This window comes from Paraburkholderia sp. HC6.4b, assembly GCF_014200875.1.
GTDB lineage: Bacteria > Pseudomonadota > Gammaproteobacteria > Burkholderiales > Burkholderiaceae > Paraburkholderia > Paraburkholderia tuberum.
Genome location: NZ_JACHDC010000018.1, coordinates 109,625 through 123,496 on the forward strand (window position 1 = coordinate 109,625; position 13,872 = coordinate 123,496).

Sequence of the window (13,872 nt, forward strand, 5' to 3'; positions counted from 1 at the left end):
CCATAATCGACGCTTTCCATTGATGGCTGGCCGCCCGTCGCCATGACAATGCTGCTTGCTTTAGGCACTTTCATCGTTCCGCTGATCGTCGCGTGCGCGATGTTCATGGAAAACGTGGACGGCACGGTCATCGTGACGTCGCTGCCGGTTCTGGCACGCGACCTCGGTCATGATCCGATCACGCTGAAGCTTGCGGTCACCGCGTATGTGATCGGCCTTGGCGTCTTTATCCCGATCTGCGGCTGGGTCGCCGACCGCTTCGGTTCGCGCACCGTGTTCCGGACCGCGATCGGCATCTTCCTGGCGGGCTCGCTGTTGTGCGCGGCCTCGACTTCGCTCGATACCTTCGTGCTCGCGCGCTTCGTGCAGGGCATCGGCGGCGCGCTGATGGTGCCGGTGGGCCGCATCATCATCTTCCGGTCGCTGCCGAAGTCGGAGTTCATTCGCGCGATGAACTATCTGACGGTGCCGGCGTTGCTCGGTCCGGTGGTCGGGCCGCCGCTCGGCGGCTTTATCACGACCTATCTGCACTGGCGTCTGATCTTCGTGATCAACGTGCCGATCGGCCTGCTCGGCATCTGGCTCACCAACAAATACATCGCCAATACGCGCGAGCCGCATCCGGGCCGGCTCGACTGGCTCGGCTTCGTGCTGTCGGCTAGCGGGGCTTCGCTGTTCATGCTCGGGCTCTCGCTGGTCGGCGGCGAACTGGTGTCGACGGGACTATCGGTCGGCATGTGCGTGACCGGCATCGTGTTGCTGCTGCTTTATGTGCTGTATGCGAGCCGCGTCGCGCTGCCGGTGCTCGATCTGCGTTTGCTGCGCATTCCAAGTTTTCATGCGAGCGTGATCGGCGGTTCGCTGTTTCGGATCGGTCTTGGCGCCGTGCCGTTCCTGTTGCCGCTCGCGTTGCAGGAAGGGCTCGGCATGACCGCGTTCAGAGCCGGCGCGATCACGTGCGCGTCCGCGTTCGGTTCGATCTTCATGAAGACGGTGGCGTCGCGCATTCTCGAACGCTTCGGCTTTCGTACCGTGCTGATGGTCAACGCCGCGTGCGCGGGTCTCGCGATCGCCGTGTACGGGTTGTTCTTTCCCGGCACGCCGCATTGGGTGATCTGGGGCATCGTGCTGGTGGGCGGCTTCTTTCCTTCTCTGCAATTCACGTCGCTCAATACGCTGGCCTATGCCGATATTCCGGGCAGCGACGTGGGCCGCGCGACGAGTGTCGCGAGCGTCATCCAGCAGATGTCGCTCGGCCTCGGCGTGACGATCTCGGGCATCGTGCTGCAGATTTCGCATCGTGTGCAAGGGCATCCGAACATCGTGTTCTCCGATTTCTGGCCGGCGTTTCTCGTCGTCGGTCTGTTCTCGTGCCTGTCGATTCCGATTACGCGGCGGCTGCCGCGAGACGCGGGCGATGAGATCTCGCGCGGCCGTCGCGGGCGCGCGTAAGCCATCATGCGGATGTCGTCGTCGATGAGGAGGTCATGAAGTTGTTTCGCAACGTCAAAGCTTCAACCAGTGCTTCGATCAGCGGTCTTGCCCTGATCGCAATCCTCTGCGTTTCAACCGGGTTTCTCGAGGCGGCGCCTGCTGTCGCGAAAGCGCCCGCGAAGACGCAACCGGCCGTGCTTGCCGGTTCGGCGATTGCGGTGCCGGACTCATACAGCGCCGATGCCGCCGAGCAGATCTTCAACGAAGGTGGCAATGCGGTCGATGCGGCCGCCGCGATCGCCTTCACCCTCGCGGTCACGTTCCCGGATGCGGGCAACATCGGCGGGGGCGGGTTCATGACGCTGTACGTCGACAACAAGCCGTATTTCCTCGACTATCGCGAGCGCGCGCCGCTCGCCGCGACGAAGAACATGTATCTCGACGACAAGGGCGAGATCATCAAAGGCATGAGCCTGGTCGGCTATCGCGCGGTGGGCGTGCCAGGCACCGTCGACGGCATGTGGCAAGCGCAGCGCCGTTTCGGCAAGCTGAAATGGCAGCAGGTGCTCGCGCCGGCTATTCACTATGCGCGCGACGGCTTCGTGGTCGCCCCGCAACTGCAGAAGCGGCGCGACGATGCGGCGAAGAACTTCGCGGGCAGGACCAATTTCGACACCTACTTCGGCAATCTGAAGCAGGGCGTCACCTTCAGGCAGCCTGACCTTGCCGCGGTCCTGCAGCGTATTTCCGATCAGGGCGCGAAAGATTTCTACACGGGCAAGACTGCGGATCTGATCGCCGCTTCAATGCGCGGCCACGGCCTGATTACGAAGGCCGATCTCGCGCAGTACAAGGCGGTTTGGCGCGAGCCGGTGCAGGCGAACTGGAACGGCTACCGCGTGATCACCGCGCCGCCGCCGAGTTCGGGCGGCGTCGGGCTCGTGCAACTGCTGAAGATGAAGGCCGATATCGCGCCCGAGTTCAAGAACGTGCCGCTCAATTCCGTGCAATACGTGCATCTGATCGCGGAGCTCGAGAAGCGCGTGTTCGCGGACCGCGCGCAGTATCTCGGCGACCCGGATTTCTACAAGGTGCCGGTCGCGCAACTGATCGACGACCCGTATCTGGCCAAGCGCGCGGCCGAGGTCGATCCGAATGCGCCGTCGGACACGAAGAGCATTCAGCCGGGGCTCGGGACCTCGATGCCGGAGAAGGCGGAGACCACGCATTTTTCGGTGGTCGACAAATGGGGCAACGCGGTGTCGAACACGTACACGCTGAACGGCGCGTTCGGCTCGGGCGTCGTGGTGGATCGGGCAGGCATCGCGCTGAACGACGAGATGGACGACTTCTCCGCGAAGCCGGGCGCCGCCAACATGTTCGATGTGGTCGGCAGCGACGTGAATGCGATCGAGCCGAAGAAGCGCCCGTTGTCGTCGATGGCGCCGACGATTTTGACGAAGGACGGCAAGGTCGCGCTCGTGATCGGCACGCCGGGCGGATCGCGCATCTTCACGACGATCTTCCAGGTGATCACCGACATCTACGACTTCGACATGCCGTTGCCGGATGCGCTCGCCGCGATGCGTTTCCATCACCAGCTATTGCCGCCGAATACGATCTATTCGGAGCCGTACAAGCCGATCGAGGGCGAACTCGCCCAGCAACTCGAGGCGAAGGGCTACAAGCTGGAAGGGCAGGAATTCACCGGCGATGTTCAGGTGATCAGGATCGATGGGAACGAGCCGGAGGCGGCGGCCGATCCGCGCGGGCGAGGGGTGACGCGGGTGGTTCGGTAGGGAGGAGAGCCGGTCGCAGCCATTCTCTTCGACGATCAGCCTAGTCCTGATCGACTTCGGGCCATAGTCTCGGGAATAGAAATCGAAGACTCTTCAATGGGAGACCGAACGAGAGATTGCCGCGATGGGAAGGCGAGTCGAGCAGTCCAATATCAAGTAGAGAGCGCGTAATTCGGCGAGCCAGAACATCAGTAACGCCAAGTATCTGATTGAATTCGGCGCGGCTGACTGCACGCCGCGTCGCCACAAACTCCATCGCCAGTGCCGAGGCCTCCGGTTTGATCACCGATTTTTCGGAGCCGATCATCCACGGATTCGAATCGAGGTAACGCAATAGATCGAGCAGGCGATCTGCAATGCCATCGAACTCGGTCATGCGAACCATAAAGCTTACCTGGTCCAGGCAGCAATCGAGAAAGAACCGCGCGAAACGCACCAGGCCCTCCTGGGATAGATTGCCTCGGCCATCGAGGTCATTGCGGCGCGTCTGGTCGGCTTCGCTCAATCTTGCGTAGTACAGCTCATGTTCGCGTGCGAGACCGCGAAGCGGAGACCATAGGCCATGCGTCAAGTCGGCCGATTGTAAAGCGAGATGTGAATGCAGACGTGCCACCCGGCCATTGCCGTCTGCGAACGGGTGAGTCCATGCCAACCGATGATGCGAGCAGGCGATGCCGATCAACTGATGGTCCTTGATCCGTAGGCGCGCATATCGCTTGGCCCATGCATCGAGCAATGGCGCGATCATTTCAGGTTCTGGCGCGAGATGCCGGCCCACGGTGACGTCCGATCTGCGAAGTTCGCCCGGCACGATTGGTTCGCCCTCGCTGGTAAATCTCTCAGCGACCGGCAAATAGGAAAAAAATCGCTCATGAATGGCCGTAAGTCGTGCGGGCTCGAACAGGGCGGGCGTCGCAAGCAAATCCCACTCTTCTTCGAGCGAGGATTCCGTTGCAATATGCGCCATCGCAAGGCGCTGCTTTTTGCGCTCGGCGACGTCAGCTGAATAGTCGCGCTTGAGAGCGGCCTCGATCCTGGCGGGCGTGGTGTGCTGGCCTTCGATCTTATTTGTGTAGTACGAATTCATCGCACGCAATTGCGGGACGAGCGCCGCGGCAAATGGCGTCCCGCTTACGGCAAGGAGCTTTTGCGATGAGTCGACGAGTTCGGTCGTGCGCTCGATCAGCGGATCCAATACACGGTCCTCAGGAAACAAGGGTTCGAACGATACGACGGTCGTCATCGCGGATTGTAGGGTTTAATGTAGAGTTAGATGTTGTTGATTATATCGTTCAATAAATTGATTTATAAGGATTTTAATTATTTCTTGTAGAGTCTAATGTAGGGTTTGCGGTAGGGTGGCGCCTGACTGTCCACCCCGCAGTCCCCCGGCAATCCCCCCATCACCCTGCCTGCTCCACCGGCGTCACCGTCAACTCCACCCGCTGCGCGCCGCGCAACACCGTCACGTTGACCGGCTTGTCGATACGCGAAGCATCGAGCGTGCGTTGCAGTGCATCCACATCCTGCACCGGCTGCGCGTCGATCGCGACCATCGTGTCGTCGGTGCGCAAGCCGCCGAGCGCCGCCGGACTGCCTTTGACGATCTCCATCACGCGCACGCCGCTTTGCGTGCCGAGCCCGAAGTAGCGCTGCACGCGGCGCGACAGCGGCGTCGTCGTGCCGGCCACGCCGATATACGCGCGTCGCACGCGACCGTGCGCGAAGATCTGCATGATGACCCACTTCGCGGTATCGATCGCGGTCGCAAAACAGATGGCCTGTGCGCCAGGAATGATCGCGGTATTCACGCCGATCACCTGACCCGCCGAATTGATCAGCGGTCCGCCCGAGTTGCCCGGATTCAATGCCGCGTCGGTCTGGATCACGTCGTAGATCATGCGGCCGGAGTTCGAGCGCAGCGACCGGCCGAGCGCCGAAACGACGCCGGTCGTCACGGTCTGTTGCAGCCCGAGCGGGTTGCCGACCGCAATGGCGATCTGCCCGACGCGCAGCTTCGATGATTCGCCGAGTTCGACATGCGCCAGCGGTTCCGGCGAACCGATGCGCAGCACCGCGAGATCGCTGCCGGGATCGTCGCCGACCAGATCGGCGTCGAACTTCGCGCCGTCGGCCAGCGTCACCTGGATATGCGTCGCGCCATGCACGACGTGGCTATTGGTCAGCAGGTAGCCGTCGGGCGTGAACAGGAAGCCCGAGCCGGTGCCGCCGCGCGCGCCGCGCCCATGCGCGGACGCGTCGCCGGGCAGCCGGCGTTCGACGGCGATAAACGCGACCGCCTGCTGCACGCGCTCCAGTGCACCGATCACGGTGCGGGAGTAGGCGTCGAGCAGCGCGTCGTCGTCGTGGGTCAAAAGGTCGGTGGACTGGGGCCCGGGGGCGTCGGATGCGGCGCTCGACAGGTCATCGATGAAGCGTGGGCGGCTTCCCATAACGATGCTCCGGATAGACGGGCTCCGAGATGCGGGACGGTGCGCGAGTTTTCAAGTGCATCGCGGGGCGTGGGCGGTGTCCCGGCCGCGCCGCCAGACCGGTGGCCACTGCCCGTGAGACACTTTCCCGGGCGGGCCGTCGCTCGCCGCTCGCTCGCGCCACGGAGACCCTGTTCATGTCCGCATCTAACGCTTCAGCGCCGCAATCCCCGCAGCCGGGTCCACGCATCGAGTCGCTCTGTGCGATCACGCTCGCCACCAGCGACATGCAGCGCGCCGTCGCGTTCTACGAAGCGCTCGGCTTCCCGATCAAGTTCGGCGGTCCGCGCGAGGCCTTCACGTCGTTCGCGTTCGGCAGTTCGTATTTGAACCTGATCGCTGATGCGCGCGCGCCGGTCAACTGGTGGGGGCGCGTGATCATCTACGTGTCGGACGTCGACGCGTTCCATGCCAGGGCGGTGGCGGCAGGCTTGCAGCCGACGTTCGCGCCGTCGGATGCGCCGTGGGGCGAGCGCTATTTTCATATCACCGATCCGGACGGCCACGAACTGAGCTTCGCGCAGCCACTGCCCTAGCGGCGGAAGTCGGGGCAAAACTCGCTATCATGGGGTTATCACGCATATGCAGCGGCCGCCCACGCGGTAACACGGCTGACACCTCGCGCTTCGATAATCGAACGCGACCGCGTCGCGCTAGCCGCCGCGCGCCATCCCATTCCTGTTGCGAGGAGAGCCGCAATGAAAGAGCCGGACCCGAGACCCGATATCGAACTGATGGCGGAGCGGCAACGCCGTTTCGAGGAAGACCTCATCGATGCCTACGACGAAGAACTCGAAATGGAGGTCGACGACCGCATCATCGACGGCCCGGCCGGCTTGACGCCCGAGCATCGCGAGGCGCGCAAGCAGTACTTCCGCGAACTGTTCCGGCTGCAGGGAGAACTGGTCAAGCTGCAGGACTGGATCGTCGCGACCGGGCACCGGCTCGTCGTGATCTTCGAGGGGCGCGACGCGGCCGGCAAGGGCGGCGCGATCAAGCGCATCACACAGCGCCTCAATCCGCGCGTGTGCCGCGTGGCCGCATTGCCCGCGCCGAACAATCGCGAGCGCACGCAATGGTATTTCCAGCGCTATGTATCGCACCTGCCGGCGGGCGGCGAGATGGTGCTATTCGATCGCAGCTGGTACAACCGCGCGGGCGTCGAGCGCGTGATGAACTTCTGCACCGACGAGGAATACGAAGAGTTTTTCCGCTCGGTGCCGGAGTTCGAAAAGATGCTGGCGCGCAGCGGCGTGCAGATCCTCAAGTACTGGTTTTCGATCACCGACGAAGAGCAGGAAATCCGCTTCCAGAACCGCATTCACGATCCGCTCAAGCAGTGGAAGCTGAGTCCGATGGATCTCGAAAGCCGGCGCCGCTGGGAAGCCTATACGCTGGCGAAGGAGGTGATGCTGCAGCGCTCGCATATCCCCGAGGCGCCGTGGTGGGTCGTGCAGGCCGTCGACAAGAAACGCGCGCGCCTGAACTGCATTCAGCATCTGCTGAGCCAGGTGCCGTATCACGAGATCGAGCATCCGCAGATCGACTTGCCGTCGCGTGTCTATCACGAAGACTATAGCCGTCAGCCGGTGCCTCAGTCGATGATCGTGCCTGAGCTGTATTAACAGCGGATCGTATGAAATAGCCGGCCAACGAAAAAGCGCGGTACGTATATCAGCGTACCGCGCTTTTCTTCGTGCTTCGCCCCGCCAGATCGGCGAACTCAGAACACCGAACGGAACGCCCAGAACAGCCCGCCCGCGAGCGCGATCGACGCGGGCAACGTCAGCACCCATGCGAGGATCAGACTGCGCACCGTGGCCCATTGCAGACCCGAGCCGTTGGCCGCCATCGTGCCGGCCACGCCGGAAGAGAGCACATGGGTCGTCGACACCGGCAGACCGTAGACGTCGGCGGCACCGATCGTGACCATCGCGACGAGTTCAGCCGACGCGCCCTGGCCGTACGTCAGATGCTGTTTGCCGATCTTCTCGCCCACCGTAACGACGATGCGCTTCCAGCCGACCATCGTGCCGAGACCCAGCGCGATCGCGACCGCCACCTTGACCCACGGCGGAATGAACTTGGTCGCGTGGTCGATCTGCGTTCTGAAGTTGGCGATGACCTTCGCGTCTTCGGGCGAGAACTGCGGCTGATTGGCCTTCTGCATCAGACGGATCGCCTCGGAGGTGACATACATGTTGTTGCGCACGTTATCGACGATGCCTTGCGGCACCGCGGCCATCGAGCCCGACTCGGCGACCTGGCGACCGATCTGCTCGGTCAGCTGCTGCAGCGCCGGCAGCGTGGCGGGCGTCAGCTGACGGGTGCGCACGAAGGCCTCGACGTCGGCGCGCGGATCCGCGGAAGGCGCCGCGCCCTGCGTGTAGCGCGACAGCGTCGCCGCGGTTTGATGCGCGACCGCGACGAAGTTCTGCGTTTGCGCCGGCGTGACCGCCTTGTTCAGCGCGTAGGCGGTGGGCACGGTACCGATCAGGATCAGCATGATCAGCCCCATGCCTTTCTGGCCGTCGTTCGAGCCATGCGCGAACGACACGCCCGTGCAGGTCAGAATCAGCAGGCAGCGAATCGAGAACGGCGGCGGCTCCTTGCCCTTCGGCTCGGCATACAGCGCGGGCACGCGCACGACGGCCTTCAGGATCAGCAGCAGCAGGCCCGCAAGCAGAAAGCCCACGATCGGCGAAAACAGCAGCGACTTGCCGACGCCGAGCGCCTGATTCCAGTCCACGCCACTGGTGCCGTTCGCACCATGCAGCATCTGATTCATCAGACCTACGCCGATGATCGAGCCGATCAGCGTGTGCGAACTCGAAGACGGCAGGCCCAAAGACCACGTGCCCAGATTCCAGATGATCGCGGCGATCAGCAGCGCGAATACCATCGCGAAGCCGGCGCTGCTGCCAACCTGCAGAATCAACTCGACGGGCAGCAGTTGCAGCACGCCGAAGGCGACCGCTCCGCTCGACGTCAGCACGCCCAGAAAATTCCACGTGCCGGACCAGACCACCGCGATATTCGGCGTCAGCGAGTGGGTGTAGATGACGGTGGCGACCGCGTTGGCCGTATCGTGAAAGCCATTGACGAACTCGAAGCCGAGCGCGATCAGCAGCGCGACACCGAGCAGCAGATACGGCAGTACCGAGCTTTCGCGTACGGGCTGCAGATCGTCTATCAGATGAACGCCGCAGTACACGACGCCCGCGATGAGCAGGGCAACGAAAATAACCAGGCCCGCGTTACGGCCTTTGCCGCTGGCGGCGCCTGGTTGCGGATACGAAAGTTCCGGCATGACGTGAGCCCCAAAAAGTGGTCGCAGAGTTCTTGATGCTGCTTTCACTGTGTGTCGCAACGATGACAACTACGTGACGGCATTGGGGGGCGGGAAAAGCAGGCGCGGCGCGCCCTATGCTACGCCGCTCACGCCGGTAAATACTACGCGGGCTGGCGGACGGGAATAGCAAGATGTCCGAACCGAACTAAGCAAGAGCACGAGCGGCGAGCGGGCTTCGGTTGCGCTTACGATGCGCTGACTACTTCGCCGCTTGCGCTGCCACCGAGGGTGCGTTTATAAGCTTGCGCGACGATTTCCGCCGGTACCCCTTGCGACGGATCGCGGCCCATCGATTCGAGCGTTTCGGCGACCCACCCCGGGCTCACCACATTGACGCGGGCCTTGCCTCGCAACTCGAGCGCGGCCGAGCGCGCGAACGCTTCGACACCTGCATTGACGATGCTGACCGCGGCGCTGCCTTCCATCGGCTGTTGCGCGAGCACGCCGCTCGTCAGTGTGAACGAGCCGCCTTGCGACACATGGTCCACGCCGCAGCGCACCAGATTGACCTGCCCCATCAGTTTATTGGCAAGACTAAAAGAAAAGTCTTCGTCGCCAAGCGCCGCGAGCGGCGCGAATTTCGCCGAGCCGGCCGCGCAGATGATCGCGTCGAAGCTGCCGGCTTGCGCATACATCGCTTCGATGCTGCGTTTGTCCGACAGGTCGACGTGCAGTTCGGAGCCTTTGCGGCTCGCGCCGACCACGTCATGTTCCGTGGCGAGCAGCCTCACGATGTGCGAACCGAGCAGGCCGGTCGCACCGACAACGAGTATTCGCATACATCCTCCTAAGGTCTGTTTGCGGCATTTGCCGCACTGCACACTGCATCGTCGCCGGAGCACTCGCCGAACCGTGCAACGCGCGATCCTATCGGTCGAGGATAGACGCTGCCGGCGCGACGCGCCAATGCGTGAGGGAAGAGCCGGCTGACACGCGCCGCGATCCTCCTGAGCATCATTTTTGCTACGCTGGAAGTAAGGTCATGTTTCCCGGGAGCGTCGATGAAGCAAGACAGCGAGACAGTCAACGAGCCGGTAGAGGACGAACCGGCACAGCGAGCCTTCACTTCCTATGCAGCGCCCCTCGTCGATGAGGCGATCCGGCTCGCCAAAGGGGTGCATGGCGACGCGTCACCCGAAGCGCTGCACAAACTGCGCGTTTCACTGCGGCGTTTGCGTTCGTTATGGTGGGCTTTCGCACCGCTGCTCGACAAGGGCGAAAATTCCCGGCAACGCGCGGTCTACAAGTTTCTCGCCACCGCGGCGGGTAAAACGCGCGATTGGGACATCCTGATCGCGTTGCTCAGGCAGCAAGACAGCGGCGCGCAAGCATTGATGCCGAAGCTCGAGCAGGCGCGCCGCGACACACTGGCGACCAGCCGCGAGACGTTGTTGAACGCCGACGTCAAACACCTGCTGCGCGATGCGTTGGCCACCACTTCCGCGCAACTGCAGGCCACGCACGATTCGGCTATTGCGCTGCGCAAATTTGCCGCTCGACGCATAGGGGCGTCGGAGCGCTCATTGAAAAAGCGCATCAAACGCGCGCGCCATGCGAAACGCTCGAATTACGCAGCCTTTCACGATGTCAGAAAAGCGGGCAAGAAACTGCGCTATCTGTTCGAGTTTTTCGGGCCGGTGCTTAAAACCAGCCATAAGCGCACGCTCAAGCGCCTGAAAAAAATCCAGAAGCGCTTCGGCATGCTCAACGATACCGTCGCGAGCGAAACGCTGTTGCGCGACAATGCCGCATCGTTTGCCGACGCGGACCACATCGAAGCCGCGTTGGGTTGGCTCGACAGGAAACGCAAACGCCGCTTGCGCGCGGCGTCGGAGCTACTGGGCTGAGAGAGCGCGTTCGGTCCTCGCTAGCGCGGAGGATCCGCAGCCCAAAATGCACGGCGCACCGCGCTGCGGCCCGAAAGAATAGTCCGCGAAGGAGGCGAGGAGCGTGGCACCGCATGGGCTTTCGCTGCGTCATCGGCTGCGCCTGACGTTGCGCGCCGTTCGAGCCGGGATGACCCGCTATGTGGGCAACCGCCCGTGGGTGGCCGGCATCGCCGGCACGCTCGTCGCGTTGGCGATGTCGATCCTGACGGCGGTGGAGGTCGGCGAAGGCCGCCGCGAAATGCTCGATCATGCGCGCCAGACGTCGCAAAACCTTGTGTCGATCATTTCCGCCGATCTCGCGCGCAACGTCGAAATTTATAGTCTGTCGCTGCAATCGATGGTGGATGCCGCGGGCGATCCGCTCACCTGGACGCTGCCGGTCCCGGTGCGCCAGGCGATGCTGTTCGATCGCGCGACCACCGCCGCGTTTCTCGGCGGCGCGTATATAGTCGGCGCCGACGGTGAAGTGGCCGCCGCGCAGTACGCCGACGCCAACACCACCGTCCATCTCGACGATCGCGAATACTTTCAGGTGCATCAGCGCAATCCGGCGGCGGGCCTGTATTTCTCGCATCCGTTCATGTCGCGGCTGCGTGGCGGCAAGCTGTCGATCGCGCTGACGCGGCGCATCGACGATGCGCAAGGCCGCTTCGCCGGCATCGCGCTGCTCGCGATCCGCATCGAGTATTTCCAGCACCTGCTGGACCGGATCGACACCGGCGAGCAGGGCTCGGTTTTCATCGTGATGGCGGACGGCACGCTGCTCGCGCGCAAGCCGTTCGACGCGCGCGCTATCGGCACCAGCGTCGCCAAGTCGCCGACCTTCGCACCGATGACGGTGCACGACTCCGGCACCTACGTATCGGTCTCGCGGGTCGACGGTGTGCGTCGCATCTTCACCTACACGCACGTACCGGGCACGCCGCTGATCGTGGCCGTCGCGCCCGCTGTCGATGACGTGCTCGCGCCGTGGCAGCGTCGCAGCCACGTGGCCGCCGCGCTGACCATCTCGTTCGGCTCGGTGTTCGTGCTCGTGTCGTGGCTGCTCGCGTTCGCGCTGCGCGACAAACAGCGCGCGCAGGCCGCGCTGCTGCGTCTTGCCGCGACCGATCCGCTGACCGGGCTCAACAATCGCCGCGTGCTCGACAAGCGGCTCGACGACGAATGGAAGCGTGCGCGACGCGAGAACAAGCCGCTGTCGGTGCTGTTCATCGATATCGATCACTTCAAGCGTTTCAACGATACCTACGGCCATGAGAGCGGCGACGAGGTATTGGTCGCGGTGGCTGATTGCATCGCGTCCGTGGTGCGGCGCTCGGCCGATCTGGTCGCGCGCTACGGCGGCGAAGAGTTCGCGGTGGTGCTGCCGGATACGACCGCGCAGGGCGCGTTCGCGGTCGCGGAGCAGATTCGTCGCAAGGTGGAAAACCAGGTCATCGTGCGCGGACACGATGCGCCGCAGGCGGTGACGGTGAGCGTCGGCTGCGCGACGGCGCTGCCGAGCGCCACGGATGTCGCGAACGGACTCGAGCTGATGGCGGCCGCTGATGGACAGTTGTATGTGGCGAAGAACGAAGGGCGCAATCGCACCCGGTCGGCGCAGTGGGACGAGTATTCGGCGACGCAGGGGGTCTCGCGCACGGGGGCGGCGCCTTAACGCCAGGTGTTCGTTCGCGTGAGCGTGAGCGCCTTCCCGGCCCAGATTGTCGCGACGCAGCGCAATTCAGGCGCGCTCCGCACTGCGCGGCGCGAAGCCGCGCAACGTCACCGCCGCTGGTGTTTCGTCCCGCAACGCCGAGCGCGGCCGATCGGCGGCCGAACCATCCGCGTAAGCCAGCAAGCCCACCGGGAAGCCACGCCGCTGCCATGCATCGAGCCCGCCGCGCAGTGCGCGAATCCGCGTGTAGCCATTGCTGCGCATATGTTGCGAGACTTCGAGCGCGGTCGCGCTGTCCGGGCAGATGCAATAGATGACCATGTCGTGCGTGCGCAGCGCGCCGTCGATCTGCTCAGGCGAATGCGGATCGAGCGCGCGCGCGTCGGGAATCTGGCGTCGCAGATCGAGCAGCGGAGCGCCGGGCCGCGCATCGAGCACGCGGGACGGCGCCATGCGGCGCAGGCGGCCGGAGCACCGCCAGCGCCACGGCATGCTCGACGCGGCGGCACTCGCCGATGAGGCCTGCGTCGGCGCGGCCAGCATCGGCTCGGCTTGGGCCGACGTGGCTCGCGTGAACCGGCGCCGTTCGTAATATCGCAGATACAGCCGGTAGAGCAGATAGACGAGCGCCACCGCAAGAAGAATGTCGGCGATCGTGCCGCCGCGCTGCTCGACGAACGCGCGCAGCATATGCACCTCGCGTTCCACGGCCGCGCCGCCGAGCAGCCAGAACGTCGCCCACGCGATCACGCTCGCCAGATCCCATAGTGCGTAGATGCGGATGTCGACGGCGGTCGTACCCATCAGCGGCGGCGTGATCAGGCCGAGGCCGGGCACGAACTTAGAGATCGACACGAGCGGCACGCCATAGCGTTCGAATAGCGCGCGCGCGGTTTCCAGCCTCGTATCGACGGCGGGCGACAAGCGGCCGAGCCACGCGAGCAGTTTGCGTCCATACAGACGGCCCGCCGCGAACCAGGTGCCGTCGCCGATCAATGCGCCCAGCACCGCCGCGCCGAGGGTCGGCCAGAACGCCAGGGTGCCCGCAGCGATCGCCGAGCCCGCGAACAGCAGCATCGGCACGGCCGGAATCGGTACGCCGAGGCGCGTCAGCAGGACGTTGACGAACACGATAGCGCTGCCCCAGGTTGAAACCGCCGACAACGGAAACTCGACCAATTGAGGCGCTCCTGTTGCTGCTGTTGGGCTGGCATGCGTGGACGGCCGGTATCGACCATCGGCCTCAATC

General features: G+C 63.9%; 11 protein-coding genes. 6 read left to right on the forward strand and 5 right to left on the reverse strand.

Going from position 1 to position 13,872, the window contains the following annotated elements; all coding sequences use genetic code 11:
* Nucleotides 1-48 precede the first annotated feature (48 nt).
* Together HDG34_RS25955 and ggt are read left to right on the forward strand one after the other, a co-directional pair.
* Complete coding sequence (locus HDG34_RS25955) at nucleotides 49-1,452, forward strand: MFS transporter (RefSeq protein ID WP_184063560.1); 1,404 nt, start codon at nucleotides 49-51, stop codon at nucleotides 1,450-1,452.
* 35 nt (nucleotides 1,453-1,487) lie between these two features.
* Nucleotides 1,488-3,233 (forward strand): gamma-glutamyltransferase, encoded by a 1,746-nt coding sequence (gene ggt, locus HDG34_RS25960; protein ID WP_184063324.1) that lies wholly within the window; start codon nucleotides 1,488-1,490, stop codon nucleotides 3,231-3,233.
* A 40-nt stretch (nucleotides 3,234-3,273) separates the two neighbouring features.
* Here the strand turns inward: ggt and HDG34_RS25965 are convergent, their stop codons facing one another.
* The gene (locus tag HDG34_RS25965) at nucleotides 3,274-4,428 is read right to left on the reverse strand and encodes a Fic family protein (RefSeq protein WP_260321340.1); all 1,155 of its coding nucleotides are present in this window, start codon (nucleotides 4,426-4,428) and stop codon (nucleotides 3,274-3,276) included.
* Nucleotides 4,429-4,636: 208 nt separating this feature from the next.
* Nucleotides 4,637-5,686 carry a S1C family serine protease gene (locus HDG34_RS25970; protein WP_184063330.1) on the reverse strand — a complete coding sequence of 350 codons (1,050 nt, stop codon included), beginning with the start codon at nucleotides 5,684-5,686 and terminating at the stop codon, nucleotides 4,637-4,639.
* Nucleotides 5,687-5,862: 176 nt separating this feature from the next.
* On the opposite strand from HDG34_RS25970, the gene HDG34_RS25975 reads away from it, so the two are divergent.
* Together HDG34_RS25975 and ppk2 are read left to right on the forward strand one after the other, a co-directional pair.
* A complete protein-coding gene (locus tag HDG34_RS25975) occupies nucleotides 5,863-6,261 on the forward strand; it encodes a VOC family protein (RefSeq protein ID WP_184063334.1) in 399 nt (132 codons plus the stop codon).
* A 162-nt stretch (nucleotides 6,262-6,423) separates the two neighbouring features.
* A complete protein-coding gene (gene ppk2, locus HDG34_RS25980; RefSeq protein ID WP_184063337.1) occupies nucleotides 6,424-7,350 on the forward strand; it encodes a polyphosphate kinase 2 in 927 nt (308 codons plus the stop codon).
* Between the two features lie 98 nt (nucleotides 7,351-7,448).
* On the opposite strand, the gene HDG34_RS25985 is transcribed toward ppk2, so the two are convergent.
* Complete coding sequence (locus HDG34_RS25985; protein WP_184063341.1) at nucleotides 7,449-9,035, reverse strand: inorganic phosphate transporter; 1,587 nt, start codon at nucleotides 9,033-9,035, stop codon at nucleotides 7,449-7,451.
* Nucleotides 9,036-9,262: 227 nt separating this feature from the next.
* Entirely contained in the window at nucleotides 9,263-9,856 is a 594-nt protein-coding gene (locus tag HDG34_RS25990; protein WP_090807273.1) for a short chain dehydrogenase, read from the reverse strand.
* Nucleotides 9,857-10,078: 222 nt separating this feature from the next.
* Here HDG34_RS25990 and HDG34_RS25995 point away from each other — a divergent pair, with 222 nt between their 5' ends.
* Together HDG34_RS25995 and HDG34_RS26000 are read left to right on the forward strand one after the other, a co-directional pair.
* Nucleotides 10,079-10,924, forward strand: coding sequence for a CHAD domain-containing protein (locus HDG34_RS25995; RefSeq protein ID WP_184063345.1), 846 nt, complete (start codon nucleotides 10,079-10,081; stop codon nucleotides 10,922-10,924).
* Between the two features lie 103 nt (nucleotides 10,925-11,027).
* Nucleotides 11,028-12,623, forward strand: coding sequence for a sensor domain-containing diguanylate cyclase (locus HDG34_RS26000; RefSeq protein WP_184063360.1), 1,596 nt, complete (start codon nucleotides 11,028-11,030; stop codon nucleotides 12,621-12,623).
* A 66-nt stretch (nucleotides 12,624-12,689) separates the two neighbouring features.
* On the opposite strand, the gene HDG34_RS26005 is transcribed toward HDG34_RS26000, so the two are convergent.
* Complete coding sequence (locus HDG34_RS26005) at nucleotides 12,690-13,802, reverse strand: VTT domain-containing protein (protein ID WP_184063363.1); 1,113 nt, start codon at nucleotides 13,800-13,802, stop codon at nucleotides 12,690-12,692.
* Nucleotides 13,803-13,872 lie beyond the last annotated feature (70 nt).

What these genes read in the sequence shown, in the direction of transcription:
- HDG34_RS25955 (WP_184063560.1), top strand. Translation starts at nt 49, where the DNA reads ATGCTGCTTGCTTTAGGCACTTTCATCGTTCCGCTGATCGTCGCGTGC.
- ggt (WP_184063324.1), top strand. Translation starts at nt 1,488, where the DNA reads ATGAAGTTGTTTCGCAACGTCAAAGCTTCAACCAGTGCTTCGATCAGC.
- HDG34_RS25970 (WP_184063330.1), bottom strand. Translation starts at nt 5,686, where the DNA reads ATGGGAAGCCGCCCACGCTTCATCGATGACCTGTCGAGCGCCGCATCC.
- HDG34_RS25975 (WP_184063334.1), top strand. Translation starts at nt 5,863, where the DNA reads ATGTCCGCATCTAACGCTTCAGCGCCGCAATCCCCGCAGCCGGGTCCA.
- ppk2 (WP_184063337.1), top strand. Translation starts at nt 6,424, where the DNA reads ATGAAAGAGCCGGACCCGAGACCCGATATCGAACTGATGGCGGAGCGG.
- HDG34_RS25985 (WP_184063341.1), bottom strand. Translation starts at nt 9,035, where the DNA reads ATGCCGGAACTTTCGTATCCGCAACCAGGCGCCGCCAGCGGCAAAGGC.
- HDG34_RS25990 (WP_090807273.1), bottom strand. Translation starts at nt 9,856, where the DNA reads ATGCGAATACTCGTTGTCGGTGCGACCGGCCTGCTCGGTTCGCACATC.
- HDG34_RS25995 (WP_184063345.1), top strand. Translation starts at nt 10,079, where the DNA reads ATGAAGCAAGACAGCGAGACAGTCAACGAGCCGGTAGAGGACGAACCG.